This is a genomic window from Streptomyces himalayensis subsp. himalayensis (genome assembly GCF_013778455.1).
GTDB lineage: Bacteria > Actinomycetota > Actinomycetes > Streptomycetales > Streptomycetaceae > Streptomyces > Streptomyces himalayensis.
The window spans coordinates 1-24030 of record NZ_JACEHE010000048.1 but is presented as its reverse complement, the minus strand read 5'-3'; the positions used below and the strand labels follow the sequence as shown (position 1 = coordinate 24030).

General features: G+C 68.8%; 19 protein-coding genes and 2 pseudogenes. 18 read left to right on the top strand and 3 right to left on the bottom strand.

From position 1 onward, the window contains the following. Window positions 1-3: 3 nt before the first annotated feature. Both H1D24_RS38720 and H1D24_RS38715 read left to right on the top strand, forming a co-directional pair. Window positions 4-678, top strand: a complete 675-nt coding sequence (locus tag H1D24_RS38720; RefSeq protein WP_258564673.1) for a YveK family protein — start codon at window positions 4-6, stop codon at window positions 676-678. Continuing rightward, window positions 678-1835: a GNAT family N-acetyltransferase gene (locus H1D24_RS38715; RefSeq protein WP_181662441.1), complete on the top strand. Its 1158-nt coding sequence runs from the start codon at window positions 678-680 to the stop codon at window positions 1833-1835. The genes H1D24_RS38720 and H1D24_RS38715 overlap by 1 nt, the downstream gene beginning before the upstream one ends. Window positions 1836-1864: 29 nt before the next feature. On the opposite strand, the gene H1D24_RS38710 is transcribed toward H1D24_RS38715, so the two are convergent. Continuing rightward, window positions 1865-3031 (bottom strand): glycoside hydrolase family 26 protein, encoded by a 1167-nt coding sequence (locus H1D24_RS38710; RefSeq protein ID WP_258564672.1) that lies wholly within the window; start codon window positions 3029-3031, stop codon window positions 1865-1867. A 407-nt stretch (window positions 3032-3438) separates the two neighbouring features. On the opposite strand from H1D24_RS38710, the gene H1D24_RS38705 reads away from it, so the two are divergent. The 7 genes from H1D24_RS38705 (at window position 3439) to H1D24_RS38675 (ending at window position 12225) form a co-directional block, all read left to right on the top strand. Next, the gene (locus H1D24_RS38705; RefSeq protein ID WP_181662439.1) at window positions 3439-4545 is read left to right on the top strand and encodes an ATP-grasp domain-containing protein; all 1107 of its coding nucleotides are present in this window, start codon (window positions 3439-3441) and stop codon (window positions 4543-4545) included. An 18-nt stretch (window positions 4546-4563) separates the two neighbouring features. Next, a complete protein-coding gene (locus tag H1D24_RS38700) occupies window positions 4564-5811 on the top strand; it encodes an NAD(P)-binding domain-containing protein (protein ID WP_181662438.1) in 1248 nt (415 codons plus the stop codon). A 231-nt stretch (window positions 5812-6042) separates the two neighbouring features. Continuing rightward, complete coding sequence (locus H1D24_RS38695; RefSeq protein ID WP_508481457.1) at window positions 6043-7128, top strand: LCP family protein; 1086 nt, start codon at window positions 6043-6045, stop codon at window positions 7126-7128. A gap of 216 nt (window positions 7129-7344) precedes the next feature. After that, window positions 7345-8634, top strand: coding sequence for a cytochrome P450 (locus tag H1D24_RS38690; protein WP_181662436.1), 1290 nt, complete (start codon window positions 7345-7347; stop codon window positions 8632-8634). A gap of 474 nt (window positions 8635-9108) precedes the next feature. After that, window positions 9109-10161 carry a sugar ABC transporter substrate-binding protein gene (locus H1D24_RS38685; protein ID WP_181662435.1) on the top strand — a complete coding sequence of 351 codons (1053 nt, stop codon included), beginning with the start codon at window positions 9109-9111 and terminating at the stop codon, window positions 10159-10161. 97 nt (window positions 10162-10258) lie between these two features. Continuing rightward, a complete protein-coding gene (locus H1D24_RS38680) occupies window positions 10259-11374 on the top strand; it encodes an ABC transporter permease (protein ID WP_220137719.1) in 1116 nt (371 codons plus the stop codon). Then, on the top strand, window positions 11371-12225 hold the full coding sequence (locus H1D24_RS38675) for an ATP-binding cassette domain-containing protein (protein ID WP_258564670.1): 855 nt from the start codon (window positions 11371-11373) through the stop codon (window positions 12223-12225). The genes H1D24_RS38680 and H1D24_RS38675 overlap by 4 nt, the downstream gene beginning before the upstream one ends. Window positions 12226-12402: 177 nt before the next feature. Here H1D24_RS38675 and H1D24_RS38670 read toward each other — a convergent pair whose 3' ends face one another. Continuing rightward, window positions 12403-13398 (bottom strand): LacI family DNA-binding transcriptional regulator, encoded by a 996-nt coding sequence (locus H1D24_RS38670; protein WP_181662456.1) that lies wholly within the window; start codon window positions 13396-13398, stop codon window positions 12403-12405. 267 nt (window positions 13399-13665) lie between these two features. On the opposite strand from H1D24_RS38670, the gene iolC reads away from it, so the two are divergent. The 9 genes and pseudogenes from iolC (at window position 13666) to H1D24_RS38625 (ending at window position 23597) form a co-directional block, all read left to right on the top strand. Continuing rightward, window positions 13666-14658: a 5-dehydro-2-deoxygluconokinase gene (gene iolC / locus H1D24_RS38665; protein ID WP_181662434.1), complete on the top strand. Its 993-nt coding sequence runs from the start codon at window positions 13666-13668 to the stop codon at window positions 14656-14658. Between the two features lie 4 nt (window positions 14659-14662). Next, on the top strand, window positions 14663-15535 hold the full coding sequence (locus tag H1D24_RS38660) for a Cgl0159 family (beta/alpha)8-fold protein (protein ID WP_181662433.1): 873 nt from the start codon (window positions 14663-14665) through the stop codon (window positions 15533-15535). Window positions 15536-15594: 59 nt separating this feature from the next. After that, window positions 15595-15804, top strand: a pseudogene (locus tag H1D24_RS38655) (5-deoxy-glucuronate isomerase); the annotation flags it as partial. Further along, window positions 15801-17684 (top strand): 3D-(3,5/4)-trihydroxycyclohexane-1,2-dione acylhydrolase (decyclizing), encoded by a 1884-nt coding sequence (iolD, locus tag H1D24_RS38650; RefSeq protein ID WP_181662432.1) that lies wholly within the window; start codon window positions 15801-15803, stop codon window positions 17682-17684. The pseudogene H1D24_RS38655 and the gene iolD, both read left to right, overlap by 4 nt. A 12-nt stretch (window positions 17685-17696) precedes the next feature. Continuing rightward, window positions 17697-19193, top strand: a complete 1497-nt coding sequence (locus tag H1D24_RS38645; protein WP_181662431.1) for a CoA-acylating methylmalonate-semialdehyde dehydrogenase — start codon at window positions 17697-17699, stop codon at window positions 19191-19193. 43 nt (window positions 19194-19236) lie between these two features. Beyond that, the gene (locus H1D24_RS38640) at window positions 19237-20187 is read left to right on the top strand and encodes a TIM barrel protein (protein ID WP_181662430.1); all 951 of its coding nucleotides are present in this window, start codon (window positions 19237-19239) and stop codon (window positions 20185-20187) included. A 9-nt stretch (window positions 20188-20196) separates the two neighbouring features. After that, window positions 20197-21630, top strand: coding sequence for a sugar porter family MFS transporter (locus H1D24_RS38635; RefSeq protein ID WP_181662429.1), 1434 nt, complete (start codon window positions 20197-20199; stop codon window positions 21628-21630). A gap of 84 nt (window positions 21631-21714) precedes the next feature. Beyond that, window positions 21715-22731, top strand: a complete 1017-nt coding sequence (locus H1D24_RS38630; protein WP_181662428.1) for a Gfo/Idh/MocA family protein — start codon at window positions 21715-21717, stop codon at window positions 22729-22731. Further along, the gene (locus tag H1D24_RS38625) at window positions 22728-23597 is read left to right on the top strand and encodes a sugar phosphate isomerase/epimerase family protein (RefSeq protein ID WP_181662427.1); all 870 of its coding nucleotides are present in this window, start codon (window positions 22728-22730) and stop codon (window positions 23595-23597) included. Before H1D24_RS38630 ends, H1D24_RS38625 begins: the two co-directional genes overlap by 4 nt. Before the next feature lie 120 nt (window positions 23598-23717). Here H1D24_RS38625 and H1D24_RS38620 read toward each other — a convergent pair. Beyond that, window positions 23718-24030 (bottom strand): annotated as a pseudogene (locus H1D24_RS38620) (hypothetical protein); the annotation flags it as partial.

Below are 24030 nucleotides of genomic sequence, written 5' to 3'. Positions count from 1 at the left end.
ACCATGGCCGAGTTGTCCCAGGAAAAGCCCCCCCTTCCCCGGCGGTCCGGCCCGCGCCGGAGGAAGTTCACCTTCCTGCCCGCCTGGTGGCCACTGGTCCTGTTCATCCTCATCGGGGTGGCGGGAGGTGCCTCCTACAGCGCGCGCGTAGCGCCGGAGTACGCCGCCACCACCTATGTCGTCGTGGTGCCCGCCAAGGGTTCCGACCCCGCCACCGCCCTCGGCTTCGCCCAGGCCTACGGCCGCCTCTCCACCAGCACATCCATCCTCGCCTATGCCCAGACCGCGGACGGCGTACCGGACAAGCTGCCCGCCCGGCAGGTCCAGGCCCAGACCTCGCCGGATTCACCGGTGATCGAGATCACCGGGACGTCCACCAGCCGGGACGAGGCCGCCAACATCGCCAACGCGGTCGCCGATTCCCTCATGCACAGCGGCAACGCGGCAGCGAAGGACACCGGCGTCCGGCTGGTGGACTTCTCGGCGGCCATCGCGCCCGCCAAGCCCGTCTCCCCGTCGCTTCCGGTCGACATCGCCGTCGGCGGCTGTGCGGGCGGCGTCATCGGCGCTCTCGTACTGCTCGTGCGGCCCCGGCGCGAGCAGTGGACCGCGAGTACCCCGGTCCCCGCTCCCGCCCGGTCGGGAGAGCCCGCCGCCAAGGCGAAGGAACACATCTGATGGCCACGGCGACCGAAGCCGGAACGGGCTATGCCGCGACGCTGTGCCGCGACGACCGGCAGTTCGCCGGGCTGGAGGAGGAGTGGGGCAGGCTGCACCGCAGCGGCGCAGCGGCCACCCCGTTCCAGAGCCACTCCTGGTTGCACTCCTGGTGGCTCTCGTACGGCACACCGGGCCGGCTGCGTGTCGTCCTCGTACGGCGCGGCGGGACACTGGTCGGGGCCGCTCCCCTGATGCTCGTACACCGTCCGCTGCCGCTGCTGGTTCCGCTGGGCGGAGGTATCTCCGATTTCTCCGACATCCTCGTCGACGACTCACACGCGCCCGGCGTGCTGAACGCGCTGGCCGACGGACTGCGCCGCGCCGGGAGCCATGCGGTGATCGATCTGCGTGAGGTACGTCCCGGAGCTGCGGCGGAGCAGCTGTTCGACGTCTGGCCGGGGGCGCGGCGCAGGCTCAGCGACTCGGTCTGTCTGGAGCTGCCCGCCGAGCCCATCGAAGAGCTGATGAAGCGGCTCGCATCCTCGCGGGCCCAGCGCGTACGGGCCAAGTTGCGCAAGGTCGATGCCCTGCGCATCGAGGAACACGCCGTTGCCGAACACGAAGTCGCCTCCACCATCCGCGAGTTGCTGCGCCTTCATGAGCTGCAGTGGCGCGGGCGGGGTGTCACCCCCGAGCACCTCAAGCCCCGTTTCGCCGAGCATCTGACGCGTGCCACGCGGCGCATGGTCAGGGACGGGGACGCGGCGCTGACGGAGTACCGGCTGGACGGCGCGGTGGTGGCGGCCAATGTGACGCTCCAGTCCGCGCATCTCACCGGCGGCTATCTGTACGGCGCCGACCCGGAACTCCGTACCAGGAAGGTCGACGTCGCGACCATGCTGCTGCGGCGCGACGCACAGCATGCGGTGGAGACGGGCCGAAGCGTCATCAGCCTGCTGCGCGGCACGGAACCGTACAAGACCCATTGGCGTCCGGCCACCGTCACCAACCAGCGGCTGCTTCTGGCCCCGTCCGCGCTGGCGCCGATGCTGAGCTTGTACGCGGCGCAGCTGGCCGGCCGCGACCGGGCGACCGAGGTACTGCGGTCGCTCGTGCCGGCGGTGCGGGAGTGGCGCGTCAAGCTCAACAACTGGCGGGCGGGTGGCGGGCGGTGACCCACAACCAGGCGCAGTGCGCCGCCTCCTCAGTCGTCCCGCCGACGGACGCGCCAACACATCGTGCGGGGCTTCGCCCGCCTCCCGGCCCAGTCATCCAGATCGACCGGGACGCACCCCACGGTCGTATTGACGTCCGACGCTGCACGCTCCTTGCCCGGCAGCGGCTCGGGTTTGGCCGGCTCGGACATCTTGGCGCGGTAGACCCTCGAGGCGTCGGGGTTCTCGTCGCACTGCCACACACCGTGCGGGCAGTAGTCCGTGATCGACTGGTAGAGCGGCTTGTGTGCGTCGAACCATTCGAGCATCCCGCGCATGTACACGGCATTGTCACCGTTGCGGAAGAGACCCCATTCGGGATAGGAGATCTCCTTCTTGTGCGCGGCCGCGAAGTCGATCTGCGCCTGCAGCCCGTACGGTCCTTTCACCTGCTCGTCGAAGGTTTCGGCCGGGGGCTGGTCGTACGAGTCCATCCCGATGATGTCGACCGTGTCGTCACCCGGATAACACCGGGTCCAGGGAACCGCGTCCGTTCCGCGGCTGGGTGCGAAGTCGAATGTGAGTTTCTGCCCCGGGACGGAGCGCATCGCGTTGACGATGCGATTCCAGTACGCCTTCCAGGACTCCGGGTCCGGGCCGCAGCGATGCGTATAGGTGGTCCCGTTCATCTCCCAGCCCAGGACGACGATCGTGTCGGGGACTCCCAGACGCACCAGCCGTATGGCGAGCTTGCGGAAGTGGTCGTCGAAGTCTCCCCGCGCGCCCTGCCTGAGGAGCGAGCGGACCTCGTCGTCGGAGAGTCCCTCCTCATTGCGTTCGAGCATGGGCACATTGAGCACGAACATCCGGTCGTCCTGGGCCCGCCGCCAGCGCGCCCAGGCCTGCAGATAGCCCGGGCGGCCCTCGATGTTGGACCAGACGTCACCCGGCAGGTAGGTGTGGCCGACGCGCAGGTTCGCTCCCCCCAGCCAGCGGGACAGCTGCCCCATGCGCTCCACGCCAGCCGGACCGAAGTCCAGGTAGGCGCCCACGGCGGGCTCCGAAGCCCGGGACGGGGCCGGCTTCGGAACGGGGGCGGACTCCGCGGGCGGCGGGACGGGTGGCGCCGGATCTCCGAGCCCCACTCGGACGAGGAGAAGACCGGCGGCCACGGTCCCGATGCAGGTGACCATCAACCGACGGCGTTGGTGAAGCATTGACTTCTCCCCCTGAAGGCCGGCGAATCAGCGGATTCATGAGCCTTTTCTCAAACAATCCTATTAACGGGCGGCTTGGGCACTCTGTAGAGCCCATTGGCGACTTTTATACCCCGTCCCATTCCATCCAGGTGAAAGACGTGACGTGAATGCCACCGTTCTGCGCCGGGGTACCCGCCCTGCTCCTTCGACTGGACCGGAATCCCCTGCACCACGGCACCCTTGGAGCGGTCAGGTCACTGGGCCGCGCAGGAGTGGAAGTCCATGCCGTTGTCGAATCGGCGGACAGCCCGGTCACCAGGTCCCGATATCTGCACCGGTCGCACCCCGGACCGGAAGGCGCCATCACGCCAGACCTCTTTCACCGGACGCTGCTTCAGATCTCCGACGAGATCGGGAGACCAGCGGTGCTGATTGCGATGGACGACATCAGCGCCATCCATATCGCGGCACTCGCTCCTCGTCTCACCGGGCGCTATCTGCTTCCGGAGCAGCCGCCGGACCTGCCGGGGCGCCTTGCCGACAAGGAGGAACTCGCCGGGCTGTGCAAGCGTCTGGGGATCCCGCATCCGGCCATGGTCATCCCTGCCAGCGCTGCCGAGGCCGCGGCGGCGCCCTGGGAGCTGGGGCTGCCCATGGTGGCGAAGTGGAGCCGCCCTTGGCTGCTCACCGCCGGATCAGGGCTGCGCAGCACGACCCTGGTGCACTCGGCGGCCGACGCGGCGCGGCTGCACGAACAGGGCGATGCGGCGGGCAGCCGCCTGCTGCTCCAGCGCTATCTGCCGTACAGGCCGGACAGCGACTGGTTCTTCCACGGCTACTTCGGGGACCAGGACCGCTGTCTGGTGGCCGGCACGGGCCGGAAGGTGCTCTCCTGGCCGCTCCGTACCGGACTGACGGCGCTGGGCAGATGGCAGCCCAACCCGGAGGTGGAGCAGGCCGCCCTGCGGCTCGCGGCCCATGTCGGGTACCGCGGAATCCTCGATCTCGACTTCCGTTGGGACGAAGCCAGCGGCACCTTCCACCTGCTGGACTTCAATCCGCGCCTGGGCGCCCAGTTCCGTCTCTTCACCGACCGGGACGGCCTCGACGTCGTGCGGGCCCAGTACCTGGACCTGACGGGTCGCCCCGTGCCCAGGCCCCGCAGCAGGCCGGGACGGGTCTTCGTCGCCGAGAACTACGCCCTGCTCTCGCTGTTGGCCTCCGGGGGCCGCGCTCGGCCCTTCAGGACGGCGGGGCCGGACAGCAGCCGGTCCGCCGGGTGCCCGCCTGACGGCGCCGGCCCCGCCAGCAGGCGCGACGGCACCGAGAGCGCCTGGTTCGCCGCCGATGACATCGCCCCCTTCCTGTCCATGGCAGCGGTGTGGTTCGGCAGGGCACTGCGCAAAGGCAGGAACCGGCTGCGAAGACCGGGCGTACGGACTCGCCGGCGCGGCAGGGCCATGCCCGTCCCCCGTGCCGTGCCCGACGGCGGCTCCGCGTCCCACCCTGACAGCGCGTCCATGCCACGATGAGAAAGGCGAGATCGAATCATGTACGACCTGGCAGTCATTGGGGCCGGCCCTTACGGGCTGTCCATCGCTTCGCACGCGGCCGCGGCCGGACTGAGGACCCGGGTCCTCGGCAGACCGATGGCGTCGTGGCGCGATCACATGCCGCGTGGCATGTTCCTCAAGTCGGAACCCTGGTCGTCCAATCTGTCCGACCCCTCGGGCAGCCACACCCTCGATGCATACTGCGCTGCCCGCGAGTTGCGTCCGAGCCACGGCAAGCCACTGGCCATCAGCACCTTCACCGAGTACGGCATGTGGTTCGCCGAGCGGGCGGCGCCACCGGTCGAGGAGCGCACCGTCACGCGGGTGTCCCCTGGCCGCTCCGGATTCCGTGTCGAGACGGCCGAGGGCGAGCGGTTCTCCGCGCGCACCGTGGCCCTCGCGGTGGGGGTCATGCCGTTCCTCAACATCCCCGAGCAGCTGAAGGGCCTTCCCGCCGACCGCTACTCCCACAGCAGCAGCCACCGGGACCTGAGCCGCTTCAGCGGCAAGGAGGTCACCGTCGTCGGAGCCGGCCAGGCGGCGCTGGAGACCGCGGCCCTGCTGGCCGAGCACGGCGCGCGGCCGCGGCTCGTCGCCCGTGCGGGCCAACTCAACTGGAACACCCCGCCGCAGCCGCTTCGCCGCGGACTGCTGCGCTCGCTCCGCGAGCCGCACAGCGGGTTGGGGACGGGCTGGACCAGCTGGGTCTGGTCCGAGATCCCCGCATTCGTACGGCACCTTCCGGGCGACGCCCGTGCCCATATCGCCGCCACGGCGCTCGGGCCTGCGGGCGCCTGGTGGCTGCGCGACCGATTCGAGCAGCAGGTGCCCGTGGAGCTGGGGCAGGAACTGCTCGGGGCCACCGAAGCGGGGGATCGTATCCGGCTGACACTCATGGCTCCCGGTCGCGCGGGCATCCGCACCGTCGAGACGGACCATGTCATCGCGGCCACCGGCTTCACGCCCGACCTCGGCAGGCTGGAATTGCTCGACGACCGCCTGCGGCGCTCGCTCGGCACTGTCGGCCGCAGCAGGTCACCGGAGCTGAATGCGGGATTCGAGTCCTCGTATCCAGGGCTGTTCTTCGCGGGACTTCTTGCCGCGCCGTCGTTCGGCCCTTCCATGCGCTTTGTGTACGGGGCCACCTTCACGGCTGGACGGCTGGTACGCGGGGTGCAGCGCCGCCTGACGTCGTCCCGGCCACTCCGCTGGAGTCGGCGGAGCTGCGGCCAAGGACGGAACTGAAGGCGAGCATGGGGCGTCGCCCCCGGGTCACTTCAAGCCCCGGGTCACTTTTGGCCCGGGGTCACTTCAAGCTCGGCGGCAGTTCCGGTCGGTGATGGGCGACTTGAAGGATTTGACGGCCAGAGATCCTCGAAGCGCAAAGAAAAGATTGCCGAGTCGGTGCCGTTTCCTGCTGACGGAATGAAATAACGTTTCTCCCGTCGCAAGCAGTCTCTGTGAGGTTCAGGTCGTATGAATGAATTCTCCGGCACCCCGCATTCGAGCCTGCCTGTCAGGCGGAGGTGGGGAATCCCAGGCTGGACAGTTGCCGTCACCGTGCTCACTTCGGTGCTCGCGCTGGGCGCATTCCAGACAGACGACGTGATGTCGTCGGCAAAACAGCCTGCCCCCAAGAGCCGCGCGATGAATGTGCTGCTTGTGGGAACGGACAACCGGGACACCGTCACGCAGGAGGAGAAGAAGCGGTACCGCCTCGGCAGTATCGGCTGCGGGTGCACGGACACCATGATGCTGGTCCATATCGCGCAGGACCGGAAGAGGGTCAGTGTCATCAGCCTCCCCCGCGACTCCCTCGCGCGGATTCCTGCATACACCGACCGTACGGGGAAGAAGCACAAGGGCCACCTTGCGAAAATCAACGCGGCATACGCGGAGGGCGGCCCGGGCCTCAGCATGCGTACGGTCGAGAACATGACGGGCGTAAAGATCGACCGGTTCCTGGCCGTCGACTTCTCCCGCTTCATGAAGACCGTCGATGAACTGGGCGGACTCGATATCTGCACCGACCGCAGGCTCAAGGATCCGGCGACCGCTCTCGACCTCCCTGTGGGCACGCACCACTTGGGCGGCGGCGAGGCGCTGCAATACGCACGCTCCCGCAAGGTGGACAATCTTGCCGACTTCGGCCGTATCCAACGGCAGCAGAAGTTCCTAGTCTCCTTCATCAAGGAGATCTCGAGCGATGGAACGCTGCAGAATCCGGTCCGGCTGGCGAAGCTGGGCTCGGTGCTGCTGCCCTCCGCCCGGACGGAGAGGGCCTTCACGGTGAAGGACCTTCTGTCGCTGGCCAGGGAACTGCGGAACATCGGCCTCGGCTCGCTCGAATTCGCCACCGTTCCCATCAAGGGATACGCCGACATCAAGGGCGTCGGCTCCACCATCACGTGGGACGAGCCGAAGTCCGCGGCCGTGTTCAAGGCCGTGCCTGCGGGCAGGTCACTGGCGACGGCCAAGGCCGCACTCCCTGCCGGAGTTCACACCACCCCGGGCATGGGCGAGTTCGTGCCCGTCAAGGGGACCCGACTCGCCTGCAGTTGAACGGCGGCTGGACGGCGGCTGGACGGCGGCTGGACGGCGCGTCACTGGGACAAGGTTCGCCTGGCCGCAGCGACAACACTCGTTCGGCCGGTCGGGCGAATGTCCTCCCCCCACTGCGGAAGCTTCTCCTCCAGAGGGAGTACAAGCTGCGAGCGGTTGCACACCAGGCGATCATTCCGGCTGCCTGAACGCCGGAACCACGAGAGGTAGCTGGTCATGAGGGTCCCGGCGCAGACGGCCGAGCGACGCACGCTACAGCCGCACGAGGTGAATCTCGCCCAACCGTCATTCTGGCAACTCCCGCAGGCCGCACGCCTGGAGGCCTTCGCGGCGCTCAGGCGCCTCGAGCGGCCGGCGTACTTCATGGAGCGTCCCGCCTCGTGGCGCCGACCGGAGCGGGGCTTCTACGCGCTGGTGAAACACGCCGATGTGGTGCGGGCCAGCCGGCTTCCCAAGGTGTTCGCCAGTGCTCCGGCCGTCACCACCCCGGAGCCCGCCAGGTGGGTCAGATGCCTGTTCGGCGAATCCATGGTCAACCTGGACGACCCGCACCACGCCCAGCTGCGGCGGGTGGTCTCGCGCGCCTTCACCCCACGGCTGCTCGCTGCCGCGGAGGAGGACATCTGCCGAGTCGCGGGCCGCATCGTGGACGACATGATCGCGCAGCGGCCCGGCGAGTTCGTGTCGTCGGTGGCTTCCCGTATGCCGTTCGAGGTCATCTGCAATCTCATGGGCATCCCGGAGCACTACCGGCCCGAGATCGCAGGGCAGATCAATCACGCGTCCGAGAACGTGGGCGTCAAGCGCACCCTCGGCGCCAGGCTGCGGATGCCGGGACGGGGCCTGCGGGCGCTGGCCCGCATGCACCTGATGATGGCGACGCTGGGCCGCGAACGCCGCCGTCAGCCCACGGGGGACCTCATCTCCGCCCTGGTGTGCGCAGACGTCCACGGCCAGAAATTGAATGCACGTCAGCTCGGCGCGTTTTTCTCTCTGCTGATGGTGGCCGGCGTGGAGACCACACGTAACGCCATCGCCCATGCGCTGACGCTGCTGACCTCGAACCCAGAACAACGGGCCCTGCTGACCTCCGACTTCGACCGGTACGCGGATGGGGCGGTCGAGGAGGTCGTACGCCACTCGACGCCGATCATCCAGTTCCGCAGGACGGTGACCGCGGAGTACTCGCTGGGCGGGCGTACCTTCCGCCCCGGCGACAAAGTGGTCCTCTACTACGCATCCGCCAATCGCGACGAGGCGGTCTTCACCGACCCTGACGCCTTCGACATCACCCGCACCCCCAACCCGCATCTGGGATACGGAGGCGGTGGCCCGCACTTCTGCCTGGGCGCACATCTGGCGCGCCTCGAGATCAAGGGCCTGTTCCGCGAGCTGCTGAGCCGACCGCAGGCGCTGCGCGCCGTGGGCATCCCCGAACTGGCCGGCTCGAACTTCGACAACCGGGTGCGCGCCCTGCGCTTCACCTTCGACCCGCCGGTCGCCTGACAGCGCGTCCCGTCAGGGCGACGTCGTGGTGATCGCTGAGCACGTGAGGTAGAGCGCTCTATGTAGCCGATTCGCTGAGCAAGATAGAGCGCTCTAGGGTCCATGTCAATGGCAAAAATAGAGCGCTCCAGGAGGCAATCTCAGCTGTCTCTCCTAGAGCGCTCTAGATCAACCAGCACAGCGTCCCTGACCTGCGGAAACTCCATCGCCTTTCAGCCGGGGCTAGATATCCACGCGCGCCCAGGGCTTGGAAGCCCTACTCATTCGGCGCTCCGTTACCCGCTCGTTGGGAACGATGTACGGACATTCTATTGACACCTCCCTTCATGTGGGCGTTACATCTGCGCCACGAGGTCGGCCACCGCGCCGGCCCGAGGCCCAGGCCACATCCATCCCACACCGCTCGAGAACTCCTCGGCTGATTCCGCATGCCCAAATGCGGGTCTGCGGTGCCCTCGAAGGAGAGGTAAGACCGTGCCGCACTCCAGGCCTTCGTCCCGTAGAGCCCGCCGGGTCACCGGCTGGCGCGCCTTCGCTCTCGTCCCCGCACTCGCACTGCTCGCGGTCGGCTGCTCCGCCGGCTCCGGCGACGACTCGTCCTCGGGGTCTTCGAAGGGCACCTCGCTGAAGTCCGGTCTCGGCAGTGAGGCCAAGGACCGCAAGGTGACGTTCCTGCTGGCTCAGGACCCGGGGGATCCGTTCTGGACCACCATCGCCCAAGGCGCCAAGGATGCCGCGCAGTTGCTCGATCTCGACCTGAACATGCAGACCAGTTCGGGTGACCAGAGCAAGTACAACGACCTGATCGGCAGCGCCGTCGCCGACAAGCCGGCCGCGCTGGCCGTCGTGCTCGACGACCCCAACAAGTACACCGAGAACGTCTGTGCGGCCCAGAAGGCCGGCATCCCGGTGATGGCCTACAACATCACCCAGAGCGGCAAGGTCGGCAAGTGCACGCTCGGCTTCGTCGGCCAGGACTTCGAGGCGGTCGGCTATCTGCTCGGCAAGCGCCTGCTCGCCGACCATCCCGACATCGGCAAGGGCGACACCGTCCTCACACCGGTCGAGTTCCCGGACCAGGTCTACGCGGTGCAGCGTCATGCCGGTGTGCAGCGCGCGCTCGACGAGGTCGGCGCGAAGTCGGACATCCTCGGCACGGGGATCGAGGACTCGGCCGCGCTGGACAAGATCACGCAGTACCTGCTCGGCCACAAGAAGACGGCCGCGATCGTCCCCCTGGGCGGCACTCCGCACCGCAACCTCCCCAAGGCCATGGAGGACTCCGGTGTGAAGGTCCCCGTCGTGGGCTTCGACCTGGCTCCGCAGATCGTCAACGGCATCAAGTCCGGCGCCATCGACGCCGCGGCCGACCAGCAGGGCTACGTCCAGGGCTTCCAGACCGTCATACAGCTCGGCCTGCTCCTGGACTTCGGCCTGAGTCCGGCCAGCATCAACTCCGGTGGCAGTGGTCTGGTCGACAAGTCCAACGTCGGCGTCGCCGAGAAGCTCGCGGGCAAGGTCCGCTGACGCTCCCCCAACTCACGTCAGCGCACGACCAGTTCGGGGCGGTCTGCCGTAGCAACGGAAGACCGCCCCACCCCACCGAAGGAAAGGCAGTACGAGCATGAGTGAGCGGAGCGGTCAGGTGACCGCCGAGAGCACGGCGGCGGAAGCCGCCATCGTCGCCGTGGAGGGCGATCCGGCCGTCGACGGTACCGCCGTCCACAAGCGCAACCTGGCGGACTCGGCCCCCACCAGCACCACGGGTCGGCTGACCGAGCGCCTGCGCCAGATGCGCGGGCGCGGGGCGATGGAGATCGGCGTCATCTTCGTCCTGCTGCAGATCGGCTGCATCGTCTACTACCTGGTGGACCCGCAGGGCTTCCCCTACCTGGAGAAGGCGAACTTCAACGTCCTCAGCCAGAGCATCCCCGTACTGGCGATCCTGGCCATCGGCGCCGGCATCCTCATCATCGCCGGAGAGTTCGACCTGTCCCTCGGCGCCAACTTCACCTTCTGCGCGCTGGTGTTCACCCGGTGGTACTCCGACGGTGCGAGCCCCTGGACCGCCACCGGCATGGCCCTCATCACCGGTATCAGCATCGCCCTGCTGAACGGCATCCTCACCACCAAGGCGAAGATCCCCTCATTCATCGTGACGCTGGGCATGATGCTCTTCTGGGAAGGCGCCGCACTCTTCTACAACGGCACCACGGCCACTCTGATGGTCCCGAGCGAGACCATGAAGGCCATCTTCGCCGGTGACCTCGGCTTCTTCCGGGGCCAGGTGATCTGGCTCCTCGTGCTCGGCGGCCTCTTCTGGCTCATGGTGCACCGGCACCGGCTGGGCAACCACATCTTCGCCGTCGGCGGCAACCCCGCCGCGGCCCGCGCCATCTCCATCAACCCGGCCCGGGTCAAGATCATCGCGTTCTGCATCCTCGGTCTGTGCGTGGCGATCGCCGCCATCCTCACCGCCGTCCGCACGGGATCCGTGCAGCCCGGCAGCGGTCGCGGTCTGGAACTGCGGGCGATCGCGGCGGCCGTCGTGGGGGGCGTCTCCCTGTCCGGCGGCCGGGGCAGCGTCCTCGGCATGGTCCTCGGCGCGGCCCTCATCCTCACCGTGCAGGACATCCTGCTGCTCGGCGGTGCTCCGGGCTTCTACCTGGACCTGTTCGTCGGCCTGATCATCGTCGCCGCGGCCTTCTTCAACCGCATGATCGAGGGGAAGGCCGAATGAGCGCCATCGCACCCTCCGCCGAGCCCGCCGGAAACGGAGCAACCACCATGTCCCCCACAGCCACCGAAGCACGCACGGGCGAGGCCCTGCTGGAACTGTCCGGCATCACCAAACAGTACGGGCCGAACACCGTGCTGGACGACGTCAGCTTCACGATCCACCAGGGCGAGGTCGTCGGACTGCTCGGCGACAACGGCGCCGGCAAATCGACGCTGGTCAAGACGATGTCCGGCGTCGTCCTCGCCGACGAGGGCGAGTACCTCTGGCGCGGCGAGAAACTGGGCACGATCAATCGCCAGGAGACCGAGAAGCGCGGCGTCGAGACGATCTTCCAGGACTCCGCTCTGGTGCCGTCGATGACGATCACCCGCAACATCTTCATGGGCCGCGAAATCACCAACCCGATCGGCCTGATGAAGATCAAGAAAATGAACGAGATCGCCGCGCAGATCCTCGACAGCGTGGTCACCATCGAGGGCATCAAGAGCCCGAACCAGCTGGTCGGTTCCCTCTCCGGCGGCCAGCAGCAAGCGGTGGCGATCGCCCGTGCGGTGCACTTCAAGCGCAGTCTGCTGATCCTCGACGAGCCGACCAGCGCCCTGGCCGTGCGCGCGACCGAGGCGCTGCTCAACTACCTTCTGCAGCTGAAGAAGGAGGGCGTCAGCTCGGTGCTCGTCACCCACAACCTGCACCACGCCTTCCAGGTCTGCGACCGGCACATCGTGATGAACCACGGCCGCAAGATCCTTGACGTACGCCGTGAGGACACCAGCGTCGAGGAACTCACCGCGGCGGTGGTCGAGGGGCCTGAAGGACTGCGCCGACACCGCGAAGGCAAGCCGCTGGCCTGAGGCGATCCACTCCGTCCTACCCCGGGACGGCACAAACGGCCGGGCCCGCCCCTCCCCTGCCCTGGCGGGCTCGGCCTTCGCACCTCTGGAATTCTCCCGCGCCGACGACTCGATGCGTCGATGCGTCGATGCGTCGAAGATCCCGGGCCTGCCGCGGCGCGGGCCATCGGCCGCGGCTCATTCGCTCCGGGGCGGCCCGCTCGTCTCGCGTACCACCAGCTTTGGATCAAGCACCGCCTCACGCGGCTCCGACTCGCCGCTCTCCAGCCGTTCCACAGCGAACCGCACCGCGTACTCGGCGATGAGGACGGCGTCCTGACGAACCGTCGTCAGCCCGATCGGCATCACATGCGAGAGATGACTGTCGTCGTAGCCGACGACCGACACCTCGCCGGGGACGTCCACGCCCGCCTGGGTGAGGGTCATCAACAGGCCCATCGCACAACGGTCGTTGCCCGCGAGGACCGCGGTGGGCAGGGAGAGTCCCCGGTCGCGCTCGGCGAGCAGCAGGCGGCCGGCTTCGATGCCCGCGTCCTCGTCATGGGCGCCCGGGATCACCCGGATCTCCCCGGCCAGGCCGTGCCGACGCATCGCGTCGCGGTAGGCGCGGCGTCGCTCCACCGAGCCGGACTGCCTGCCGCCGTCGACGTGCACGATGCGCTTGTGGCCCAGTTCGACGAGGTGGTCCATGGCCTGCCGAACGCCCTTGTTCTCGGCCGAGTGGACGCTGTCGACATGCGCGCCCGGCACCCTCCGACCGACCGAAACGGTTGGCGTGCGGCGTCCCAGGGCATCCAGGTCCGCGGCGTCGGACGCCGGACCCAGCAGGATCAGCGCCCCGCAACGGTGGCTGAGGAGTGCCTCGATCGCCTTGACCTCGTCGCGGCCGGGTGCGTTGGCGGAGAGCAGGACCTCGTAGCCGAGGCGCTCGGCCTCCGGGTAGATGCCCTCGACGAGGTCCGCCTGAAAAGGCTGGTGCACGGTGAGCATCACACCGAGCGTGCGGCTACGGCCCCGCGCGAGCAGCCGGGCAGCGCTGTCCGGGCGGTAGCCGATCTCGTCGGCGACGCGCAGCACCCGCTCGCGGGTCTCCTGGCTCGCCCCCGGCTGGTTGCGGAAGACGAGGGAGACCAGCGCCCTCGACACCCCCGCTCTCACGGCGACGTCCATCATCGTGGGCCGCTGCTTACCCGTTGAGTCCACCTGCGAACCATCCTCCCGACCCACTGGCACCTGGTCGACGCCGTCTCCAGGAAGTCTCCCGCACCAGCCACCAGCGGCCTACGAAATCTCCCAGCAACAACCTATTGACATGACATTTGAACCAGGGTCATCGTACTCCTGCTAGAGCGCGCTAGTAGAGCGCGACAGAGGCACGGGATCATCCCGTTTCCGCCCCCATCCCGATGAGGCCGGGAGAGTGAAGGGACGAAGACTGATATGTCGTTCGATGTGTTGACCATCGGCCGTGTCGGAGTGGATGTGTATCCGCTCCAGACGGGCGTGGGGCTGGCGGAGGTCACCTCGTTCGGCAAGTACCTCGGCGGCAGCCCGACCAACGTGGCCGTCGCCGCCGCCCGGTACGGGCGCACCGCGAGTGTGATCACCAAGACGGGACGGGACCCGTTCGGGGACTTCGTCCGCACGGCCCTGGACGGCTACGGCGTCGACACCCGCTTCGTCGGTACGTCGGACATCGCGCCCACCCCGGTGACGTTCTGCGAGATCTTCCCGCCGGACGACTTCCCGCTGTACTTCTACCGGCTGCCGAAGGCACCCGACCTGGACATCCGGGCCGGTGATCTGGATCTGGGTGCGGTGCGTGACGCGCGGATCTTCTGGATGACGGGCACCGGCCTGAGCGAGGAGCCGAGCCGCTCGGCCACGCTCGGGGCCCTGGAACACCGGGCGAAGGCGGGGACGACGGTCTTCGATCTGGACTGGCGGCCGATGTTCTGGCAGGACCCGTCGGCGGCGCGTGCGTACTACGCCGAGGCCCTCCGGTTCACCACGGTCGCCGTCGGCAATCTCGACGAGTGCGAGGTGGCGACCGGAGAGCGCGAGCCGTACGCCGCAGCCAAGGCGCTACTCGCCGCCGGTGTCGAGCTGGCAGTGGTGAAGCAGGGGCCCAAGGGCGTGCTGGCGATGGGCCGAGGCGGCGCCACGGCCGAGATCCCGCCCGTCGCGGTCGACGTGGTGAACGGCCTCGGTGCCGGTGACGCCTTCGGTGGCGCGCTCTGCCACGGTCTGCTGTCCGGCTGGGACACCCGCCGCACGGTCGCCTTCGCCAACGCTGCGGGCGCTCTGGTTGCCGGCGAGCTGGCCTGTTCGGACGCCATGCCGACGGAGGCCGAGGTGGAGGCGAAGCTCGCCACCTCGAACGCCCCGCATCACGGCGGAACCCCCCACAACGAAGCAACCCGAGAGGTGTGAGGCAGTGCTGTCCGACAAGGTGAGCCGGATCGTGGACGCCAGGGTCAAGGATCCCGGTGCCATTGCGGCGGCAGCCGCCCGGCGCGTCAGGGCCGCCTCGCCCCTCGGCGAGCACGGCAAGGCGATGATCATCGCCGCCGATCATCCGGCGCGCGGCGCCAACACGGTGGGCGACGATCCGTCCGCGATGGCCGACCGCTTCGAGCTGCTCGAAAGGATGTGTGTCGCCCTGGAGAGGCCGGGTGTGACGGGTGTCCTCGGCACCGCCGACATCCTGGAGGACCTGCTGCTGCTCGGTGTACTCGACGGCAAGAGTGTCTTCGGCTCGATGAACCGCGCCGGACTCGCGGGCTCGGTCTTCGAGATCGATGACCGGTTCACCGGTTACGACGCCGAGACGATCGCCGCGATGGGCTTCGACGGCGGCAAGATGCTCACCCGTATCGCGCTGGACGACCCGGCGACGCCGTCCGCCCTGGAGAACACCGCCCGCGCCATCGACGCACTCAACGACCGCCAGCTCATTGCGATGGTCGAGCCGTTCATGTCGGTGTGGCGGGACGGCAGGATCCGCAACGACCTCTCCTCCGACGCCGTCGTCAAGTCCATCACCATCGCCTCCGGGCTGGGTCGCCGTACGGCCTATACGTGGCTGAAGCTGCCGGTCGTCGACGGTATGGAGCGCGTGCTCGCCTCCTCCACTCTGCCCGCGCTGCTGCTCGGCGGCGAGGTCTCCGACCCGGACGCCGCGTTCGCTTCCTGGGGCAAGGCCCTCAAGCTCCCGACAGCGCAGGGTCTGGTCGTGGGCCGTTCCCTGCTCTACCCGTCGGGCGGCGACGTCGCCGGCGCGGTGGACCGGGCGGTGAGCCTGCTGTGAGTGACACGAGCAAGCACCGCCTCCCCAAGGGCCAGGCGGCAGAGGGCCCGTACGACCTCGGCGACACCGTCCTCATTCCGCACGGCTGGCACGGCCTGTCCATCGCCGCACCCGGCTACGACCTCTACCACCTCAACGTCATGGCGGGCCCCGGCCAGGACCGCGCCTGGCTGATCTGCGACGACCCCGCCCACGGGTGGGTCCGCGGCACCTGGGAGACCCAGGACATCGACGACCGGCTTCCCTTCGAAGGGCTCAACGAACGATGAAGACCGTCCGACTCACCACGGCCCAGGCGCTCGTGCGTTTCCTCGCGAACCAGTACAGCGAGCGTGACGGGCAGGAGCAGCGGCTGATCCCCGGGGCGTGGGGGATCTTCGGGCACGGCAATGTGGCCGGGATCGGGCAGGCGCTTCTCCAGGCCGCGGTCACGGGGGAGGCGGATCTGCCGTACTACTTGGCCCGTAACGAGCAGGGCATGGTGCACGCGTCGGTGGCGTACGCGAAGATGCGCGACCGGCTGGCGACGTTCGCCTGCACGGCATCCACCGGGCCCGGCTCGACGAACATGATCACCGGTGCGGCGCTCGCGACCACCAACCGGCTGCCGGTGCTGCTGTTGCCCAGCGACATGTTCGCCACCCGCGCCGCCGACCCCGTGCTGCAGCAGCTGGAGGACACCCGCGGCGGCGACGTCACCGTCAACGACGCCTTCCGCGCCGTGTCGAAGTACTTCGACCGCATCTCGCGCCCGGAGCAGCTGATCCCGGCGGCGCTGGCCGCGATGCGGGTGCTGACCGACCCGGTGGAGACCGGCGCCGTCACCCTGGCGCTGCCGCAGGACGTACAGGCGGAAGCCCACGACTGGCCCGTCTCCTTCTTCCGGCGCCGGGTGTGGCACGTGGGGCGTCCGGTGCCGGAACCCGCCGCCGTCGAGCGGGCCGCCCGACTGCTCCGCAATGCGAAGAAGCCGCTGATCGTGGCCGGTGGCGGCACCGTCTACTCCGGTGCCGAGACGCAGGTGCGTGCCTTCGCCGAGGCCACCGGCGTCCCGGTGGCGGACACGCACGCCGGTAAGGGCGCCGTCCCGTGGGACCACCCCTGCGCGGTCGGAGGCATCGGCTCCACCGGCTCGTTCGCGGCGAACGAACTGGCGAAGGAGGCCGACGTCGTCCTCGGCATCGGCACCCGCTACAGCGATTTCACCACCGCCAGTCACACCGTCTTCGGCAACCCCGACGTCGCGTTCGTCAACCTCAACGTGGCCCGCCTCGACGCCGTCAAGCACTCCGCCGAGCCTCTGGTGGCCGACGCCCGGCTCGGCATCCAGGCCCTTGCCGAAGCGCTGGTGGACTGGGAGGTCGACCCGTTCCACCGTGCCCGCACCCGCGAACTGATCGCTCACACACGGGAGATCGAGGAGGCGTGCTGTGCGCCCGGCCGCAACACCGGCGACCTCCCCGCCCAGACCCAGATCCTCGGCGCACTGAACGATGTCCTCGGTGACCGCGACGTGGTGATCAACGCGGCCGGCTCCATGCCCGGCGACCTGCAGCAACTGTGGCGGGCGCGGGATCCGAAGGCCTACCACGTCGAGTACGCCTACTCCTGCATGGGCTACGAGGTCGCCGCCGGTGTCGGCGCGAAGATGGCCGACCCCTCGCGCGAGGTCGTCGTCCTCGTCGGCGACGGCTCGTATCTGATGATGGCTCAGGAGATCGTGACCATGGTCTCCGAAGGCCTGAAGGTCATCATCGTCCTCGTCCAGAACCACGGCTTCGCCTCCATCGGCTCACTGTCCGAGTCGCTCGGCTCGCAGCGGTTCGGCACCAGGTACCGCTTCCGCGACGGAGATTCCGGTCACCTCGACGGCGATGTGCTCCCGGTCGACCTCGCCGCGAACGCCTCCTCCCTCGGCGCGGACGTCCTGCACGCCTCCTCCGTAGAGGAGTTCCGTACGGCGATGGAGAAGGCCAAGGCCGCGAGCCGCACCACCGTCGTGCACGTCGAGACCGACCTGTACGGGCCGAACCCGCCCGGACACGGCTGGTGGGACGTGCCGGTCAGCCAGACCTCCGCCCTGGACTCCACCCGAGCCGCCTACGAGACCTACGCCGCCCACAAGCGCCACCAGCGGCACTACCTGTAAGGACACCCTCACGTGAAGACCATCCAGCACTGGATCAACGGCTCACCCGCCGCCGGGACGAACCCGCAGACCGCACTCGTGTTCAACCCCGCCACCGGCCAGGAGCAGGCTCAGGTCGCCCTGGGCTCGGCCGCCGACGTCGACGCCGCCGTCGCGGCCGCATCCCGCGCCTTCGAGACCTGGTCCGAGTCCTCGCTCACCCAGCGCACCCAGGTGATGTTCGCCTTCCGCCAGCTCCTCGTCGACCACGAGGAAGAGCTGGCCCGGATCATCTCCGCCGAGCACGGCAAGACCGTCGACGACGCACGCGGCGAGATCGTACGCGGCCGCGAGGTCGTGGAATTCGCCTGCGGCCTCGGCGACATCCTCAAGGGCAGCTTCTCCGACCAGGTCTCCCGCGGCGTCGACGTGCACAACTTCCGCCAGCCCCTCGGCGTCGTCGCGGGCATCACGCCGTTCAACTTCCCCGCCATGGTGCCCCTGTGGATGCACCCGATCGCCGTCGCGACCGGCAACACCTTCATCCTCAAGCCCAGCGAACGCGACCCCTCCGCCGCCAACTTCGTCGCCGACCTGTACAAGAGGGCCGGCCTGCCCGACGGCGTCTTCAACGTCGTCCACGGCGGCAAGTCGGCCGTCGACGCCATCCTCACCCACCCCGGCATCGAAGCCGTCTCCTTCGTCGGCTCCACACCGATCGCCAAGTACGTCCACGAGCAGGCCACCGCCCACGGCAAGCGCGTCCAGGCCCTCGGCGGCGCCAAGAACCACGCCGTCGTCCTCCCCGACGCCGACCTCGACTTCGCCGCCAACCACATCACCGCCGGCGCCTACGGCTCCGCAGGCGAACGCTGCATGGCGGTCTCGGTGGCCGTCGCGGTCGGTGACGCCGCAGACGGGCTGGTCAAGGTGCTGGAGCGCAAGGCCCTTGAGGTGAAGGTCGGCCCCGGTGACGCCCCCGGCACCGATATGGGCCCCGTCATCACCAAGGCCGCCCAGGAACGCATCGAAAACGCCGTCACCACCGCCGCCACCCAGGGCGCCACCATCGTCGTCGACGGCCGCGGTCTGAAGGTCGAGGGTCACGAGGAGGGCTTCTTCACCGGCCCGTCCCTCCTCGACCACGTCACGGCCGAGATGGACGCCTACAAGGAGGAGCTCTTCGGCCCGGTGCTGGCGATCGTCCGTGCCGAGTCCCTCGACGAGGCGATCGCGTTGATCAACGCCAACCCCTACGGCAACGGCACCGCCCTCTTCACCGCCTCCGGCGAAGCCGCCCGCCGCTTCCAGCGCAAGATCAACGTCGGCATGATCGGCGTCAACGTCCCCGTGCCCGTCCCGATGTCGTACTACTCCTTCGGCGGCTGGAAGGACTCCCTCATCGGCGACTCCCCCATCCACGGCCCCGAAGGCATCCGCTTCTACACCCGCCCCAAGGTCGTCACCACCCGCTGGCCCCAGCCCACCCAGCAGACGACCGCGGGCTTCAACTTCCCCACCTCCAGCTGAGCGAAAAAGCACCTCCGTCCCCCATCGCAGAAGGATTCCGACCATGGCAACGGCGCCATCCCCACTCCGCACCACCGCGGGCAACCTGTGCCTCGGCTCCGCCCCCGACTCCTGGGGCGTCTGGTTCCCCGAGGACGAGCACCAGGTCCCGTACACCCGCTTCCTCGACGAGCTGGCAGGGGCCGGCTACGAGTGGCTGGAGCTCGGCCCCTACGGCTATCTCCCCACCGACCCGCAGCGCCTCAAAGAGGAGCTGGACGCCCGGGGGCTACAGGTCTCCGGCGGCACCGCCTTCGGCGCACTGCACCGCCCCGAGGGGTGGGACGAGATGCTCGCCCACGTCCGGCAGGTGGCCACGCTGACTGCCGCCGCAGGCGCCCACCACCTCGTCCTCATCCCGCCCATGTACCGGGACGAGAAGACCGGCGCGTTCACCGAGTCACCCGAGCTGACCGCCGAGCAGTGGGCGGGCTTCGGCCGGGCCGCGGACCGGCTCGGCAAGCTGCTCGTCGACGAGTACGACGTGCGGCTCGTCATCCACCCGCACGCCGACAGCCACATCCAGACCCAGCCGGAGATCGAGCGGCTGCTGGGCGAGTCCGACAGCCGCTACACGAACCTCTGCCTGGACACCGGGCACGTCGCCTACGGCGGCGGAGACAACCTCGACCTGATCCGCCGGTTCGGCGAGCGCGTCGGCTACGTCCACATCAAGCAGATGGACCCGGAGATCCTCGCCCAGGTCGCCGCCGAGAACCTCTCCTTCGGCGAGGCCGTCAAGCGCGGCGTGTGCGTCTCCCCGCCCGCGGGGGTGCCCAGCCCGGCCGACGTGGTCGACGAACTCTCCAAGCTGGACGCCGAGTTGTTCGTGATCGTCGAGCAGGACCTGTATCCCTGCGCTCCCGAGGTCCCCCTGCCCATCGCCGTACGGACGCGTGAGCACCTGGCCGGCTGCGGCCTGACCGGAACCCGGCGCCCGAACAACAACCGTTAGGAGGTGGCCATGGACGTCAGGGACGACGCGCATCAGGCTCCCACCGCACCCTCCGCACTCATCAATGACGCCCCGCCGGCCGTCTCCCGGCGGCTGCGGCTCATCACGATCATCGCCACCTTCGGCGGACTGCTCTTCGGCTACGACACCGGAGTCATCAACGGCGCGCTGCCGTACATGACCGACGACCTGGGCCTGACCCCCTTCACGGAGGGCATGGTCACCAGCTCGCTGCTCCTCGGCGCCGCGCTCGGGGCGGTCGTCGGCGGCCGGCTGTCGGACGCGCGCGGCAGGCGGCGCAACATCCTCCTGCTGGCCGTGCTGTTCTTCGTCGGCGCGCTCGGCTGCACGTTCGCCCCGACCACCGCGGTGATGGTGGTGGCGCGGTTCGTGCTCGGCCTCGCGGTCGGCGGCGCCTCGGTCACCGTGCCGGTCTACCTCGCGGAGATCTCGCCCGCCGAGCGGCGCGGCGCACTGGTCACCCGCAACGAACTCATGATCGTCAGCGGTCAGTTGCTGGCCTTCACCTCCAACGCGATCATCGCGCAGGTGGGCGGAGAGTCCGGCGGCATCTGGCGCTGGATGCTCGTGATCGCGACGATCCCGGCCGTCGTCCTCTGGTTCGGCATGCTGGTGATGCCGGAGAGCCCGCGCTGGCTGGCCTCCAAGAGCCGCTTCAGCGAGGCCCTGGAGGTGCTGAAGCAGGTCCGGTCACAGCAGCGGGCCGAGGCCGAGCTGCGCGAGGTCACCGCGCTCGCGGTCAAGGACGAGCAGGAGAAGCTCGGCGGCTGGCGGGACATGAAGTCCGTACCGTGGGTTCGCAGGCTGATGTTCGTCGGCTTCGGCATCGCGATCGTGCAGCAGATCACGGGCGTCAACACGATCATGTACTACGGCACGCAGATCCTCACCGACGCCGGGTTCGCCGCGGACAGCGCGTTGACGGCCAACATCGCCAACGGCGTGATCTCCGTCCTCGCCACCTTCGTCGGCATCTGGCTGCTCGGCCGGGTCAACCGCCGACCGATGCTGATGACCGGTCAGGTCGGTACGACCGGCGCGCTGTTGTTGATCGGCGTCTTCTCGCTGGTGCTGCCCTCGGGCGACGGCCGGGCCTACGCCGTGCTCGCCATGACGGTCACGTTCCTCGCCTTCCAGCAGGGCGCGATCTCGCCGGTGACCTGGCTGATGCTCTCGGAGATCTTCCCGATGCGGATGCGTGCCTTCGGCATGGGGATCGCGGCGGTGGTCCTGTGGCTGACCAACTTCGCCATCGGTCTGGTCTTCCCCTCGCTGGTCTCCGGCATCGGGATCTCCGCGACCTTCTTCCTGTTCGTGGTGGCGGGTGTCCTGTCCATCACCTTCGTCAAGCTGTACGTCCCCGAGACGCGCGGCCGCACGCTGGAGGACCTGGAGACGGAGCTCCGGTCCCGCTACTCCTGAACCCCCTTCTCGACAAGGCTTCGAACACCCCCTCCGCTTCCGTGCAACAGCAGCGCCCGGGAGCCGTAGAAAGGAAAGAAACCCATGACTGTGCGCGTGGGAGTCATCGGCGCCGGCTGGATCGGCCACGAACACATCCGGCGCCTCACCGACGTCGTCACCGGCGCCGCGGTCACCGCGGTCAGCGACATCGACGCCGCGCGCGCCGAGGAGGCGGCGGCCCGGGTCGGCGCCCGCGTGTACGGCACCGGCGCCGAGCTGATCGCGGCGGACGAGGTCGACGCCGTGCTCGTCACCTCGTGGGGGCCGACGCATGCCGAGCACGTGCTGAACGCGATAGCCGCGGGGAAGCCGGTGTTCTGCGAGAAGCCCCTGGCCACCACGGCCGAGGACTGCCTCAGGATCGTCGAGGCCGAGATGGCGCACGGCCGCCGCCTCGTGCAGGTCGGCTTCATGCGCCGCTACGACCAGGGCTACCGGCAGATGAAGGAGGTCATCGCGTCCGGCCGGATCGGCGAGCCGCTGGTGGTGCACTGCGCCCACCGCAACCCGACCGTGCCCGAGTCGTACACCTCCGAGATGGCCGCGCTCGACACGGCGGTGCACGAGGTGGACGTACTGCGCTGGCTGCTCGACGACGAGATCGTCTCGGCCCAGGTCGTCACGCCGCGCGCCACGAGCAAGCGGTTCGCGCACCTGAAGGATCCCCAGATCATGCTCTTCGAGACCGTGAAGGGCGTCCGGATCGACCTCGAGGTCTTCGTCAACTGCCAGTACGGCTATGACATCCAGTGCGAGGCGGTCGGCGAGCAGGGTCTCGTACGGCTGCCCGACCCGTCCTCGGTCGCCGTGCGCACGGCGGGACAGCACAGCACGACCGTGCTCACCGACTGGGTGGGCCGCTTCGTCGACGCCTTCGACACCGAGTTCCGCGAGTGGATCGCGAGCCTTGCGGCGGGCAACGAGCCCACTGGCCCCTCCGCGTGGGACGGCTACGCCGCGACCGTCATCACCAGCGCCACCGTCGAGGCCCTCGATTCGGGCCGCACCGTCGGTACGGACATGAAGCCCCGCCCCGCCTTCTACGGAGGTGCCGTATGAAGATCGCTCTCGACCCCTACATGTTCCGCGCGCTGCCCATCGACGAGATGGTGTGTACGGTCGCCGAACTCGGCTACGAGTACATCGAGTTGTCGCCGCGTGAGGACTTCATGCCGTTCTTCCTGCACCCGCGGGCGGACGACGAACGCATTGCCGCGCTGAAGAAGTCCCTGCGCACGCACGGCGTCCAGCTGTCCTCCGTGCTCCCGCTCTACAAGTGGTCCTCACCGGACGAGACCGAGCGGCAGGCGGCCGTCCGCTACTGGAAGCGGATGATCGAGATCACCGCGGACCTCGAATGCCCGCTGATGAACTCGGAGTTCAACGGCCGCCCGGAGTGCGCCGCCGAGAGCGAGGCGGCGTTCTGGCGTTCGCTGGAGGAGCTGCTGCCGCTGTTCGAGCGGGAGGGCATCGCGCTGAACCTGGAGGCGCACCCGGACGACTTCTGCGAGGAGAACACACCCGCGGTCGATCTGGTCCGCGCGATCAACAAGCCCTGGGTGAACTACCTCTACTGCGCCCCGCACACCTTCCACCTCTCGGGCGCGGCGCAGGTCGGCGCGGACATCGCGTCGATGATGCGCTATGCGGGCGACAAGCTCCGGCACGTGCACATCGCCGATTCCTTCAACCACAAGGGCTCCAGTGGGCTTCGCTACATCCTCAACCCGCCCGGCACCACGGCCCGTATCCATCAGCACCTGGACATCGGCCAGGGCGAGGTCGACTGGGACGCCTTCTTCGGCACCCTGCGCGAGCTGAACTTCGACGGTGTCGCCACGGCATGCGTCTTCGCCTGGGAGGAACGGGCCAAGGAATCCTCTGCATTCATGCTGGACCGCATCACCAAGGAGCTCTCAGGATGAAACCGCGGGTCTACACAGCCCCCGGGTAACGGAAAAGGCCGGCTCGACGCCGTTGGCGCCGAGCCGGCCTACCGGTGGTGCATCCCCCTGGGGGCCGACCCTTCCGCTCTACTGGGCTGGTCAGTCCGTGCCGGACTCCATCGCGGCGCGGTCCAGCATCGCGTCGTCGGTGGAGATCTCGCCGCGAGAGGCGATGGCCTCGGCTCCGCCCTCAGGCATGGCCGGCATGGTGCCGATCAGGCCGGTGGCGGCCGCCTGGGCGGCACCGATGGCGGGGCTCCCGGTGCCGATCAGGCCGAGCCCGGCGTACTGCTCCAGCTTGGCGCGCGAGTCGGCGATGTCGAGGTTGCGCATGGTGAGCTGGCCGATCCGGTCCACAGGACCGAACGCGGAGTCCCGATTCGCCGCGATCGGGCGGCCTTTCGGCTTCCCG

Excerpts from the sequence above, each read along its gene's own strand:
- H1D24_RS38720 (WP_258564673.1), top strand. The coding sequence starts at position 4 with ATGGCCGAGTTGTCCCAGGAAAAGCCCCCCCTTCCCCGGCGGTCCGGC.
- H1D24_RS38715 (WP_181662441.1), top strand. The coding sequence starts at position 678 with ATGGCCACGGCGACCGAAGCCGGAACGGGCTATGCCGCGACGCTGTGC.
- H1D24_RS38710 (WP_258564672.1), bottom strand. The coding sequence starts at position 3,031 with ATGCTTCACCAACGCCGTCGGTTGATGGTCACCTGCATCGGGACCGTG.
- H1D24_RS38700 (WP_181662438.1), top strand. The coding sequence starts at position 4,564 with ATGTACGACCTGGCAGTCATTGGGGCCGGCCCTTACGGGCTGTCCATC.
- H1D24_RS38695 (WP_508481457.1), top strand. The coding sequence starts at position 6,043 with ATGAATGAATTCTCCGGCACCCCGCATTCGAGCCTGCCTGTCAGGCGG.
- H1D24_RS38690 (WP_181662436.1), top strand. The coding sequence starts at position 7,345 with ATGAGGGTCCCGGCGCAGACGGCCGAGCGACGCACGCTACAGCCGCAC.
- H1D24_RS38680 (WP_220137719.1), top strand. The coding sequence starts at position 10,259 with ATGAGTGAGCGGAGCGGTCAGGTGACCGCCGAGAGCACGGCGGCGGAA.
- H1D24_RS38675 (WP_258564670.1), top strand. The coding sequence starts at position 11,371 with ATGAGCGCCATCGCACCCTCCGCCGAGCCCGCCGGAAACGGAGCAACC.
- H1D24_RS38670 (WP_181662456.1), bottom strand. The coding sequence starts at position 13,398 with ATGATGGACGTCGCCGTGAGAGCGGGGGTGTCGAGGGCGCTGGTCTCC.
- iolC (WP_181662434.1), top strand. The coding sequence starts at position 13,666 with ATGTCGTTCGATGTGTTGACCATCGGCCGTGTCGGAGTGGATGTGTAT.
- iolD (WP_181662432.1), top strand. The coding sequence starts at position 15,801 with ATGAAGACCGTCCGACTCACCACGGCCCAGGCGCTCGTGCGTTTCCTC.
- H1D24_RS38640 (WP_181662430.1), top strand. The coding sequence starts at position 19,237 with ATGGCAACGGCGCCATCCCCACTCCGCACCACCGCGGGCAACCTGTGC.
- H1D24_RS38635 (WP_181662429.1), top strand. The coding sequence starts at position 20,197 with ATGGACGTCAGGGACGACGCGCATCAGGCTCCCACCGCACCCTCCGCA.
- H1D24_RS38630 (WP_181662428.1), top strand. The coding sequence starts at position 21,715 with ATGACTGTGCGCGTGGGAGTCATCGGCGCCGGCTGGATCGGCCACGAA.
- H1D24_RS38625 (WP_181662427.1), top strand. The coding sequence starts at position 22,728 with ATGAAGATCGCTCTCGACCCCTACATGTTCCGCGCGCTGCCCATCGAC.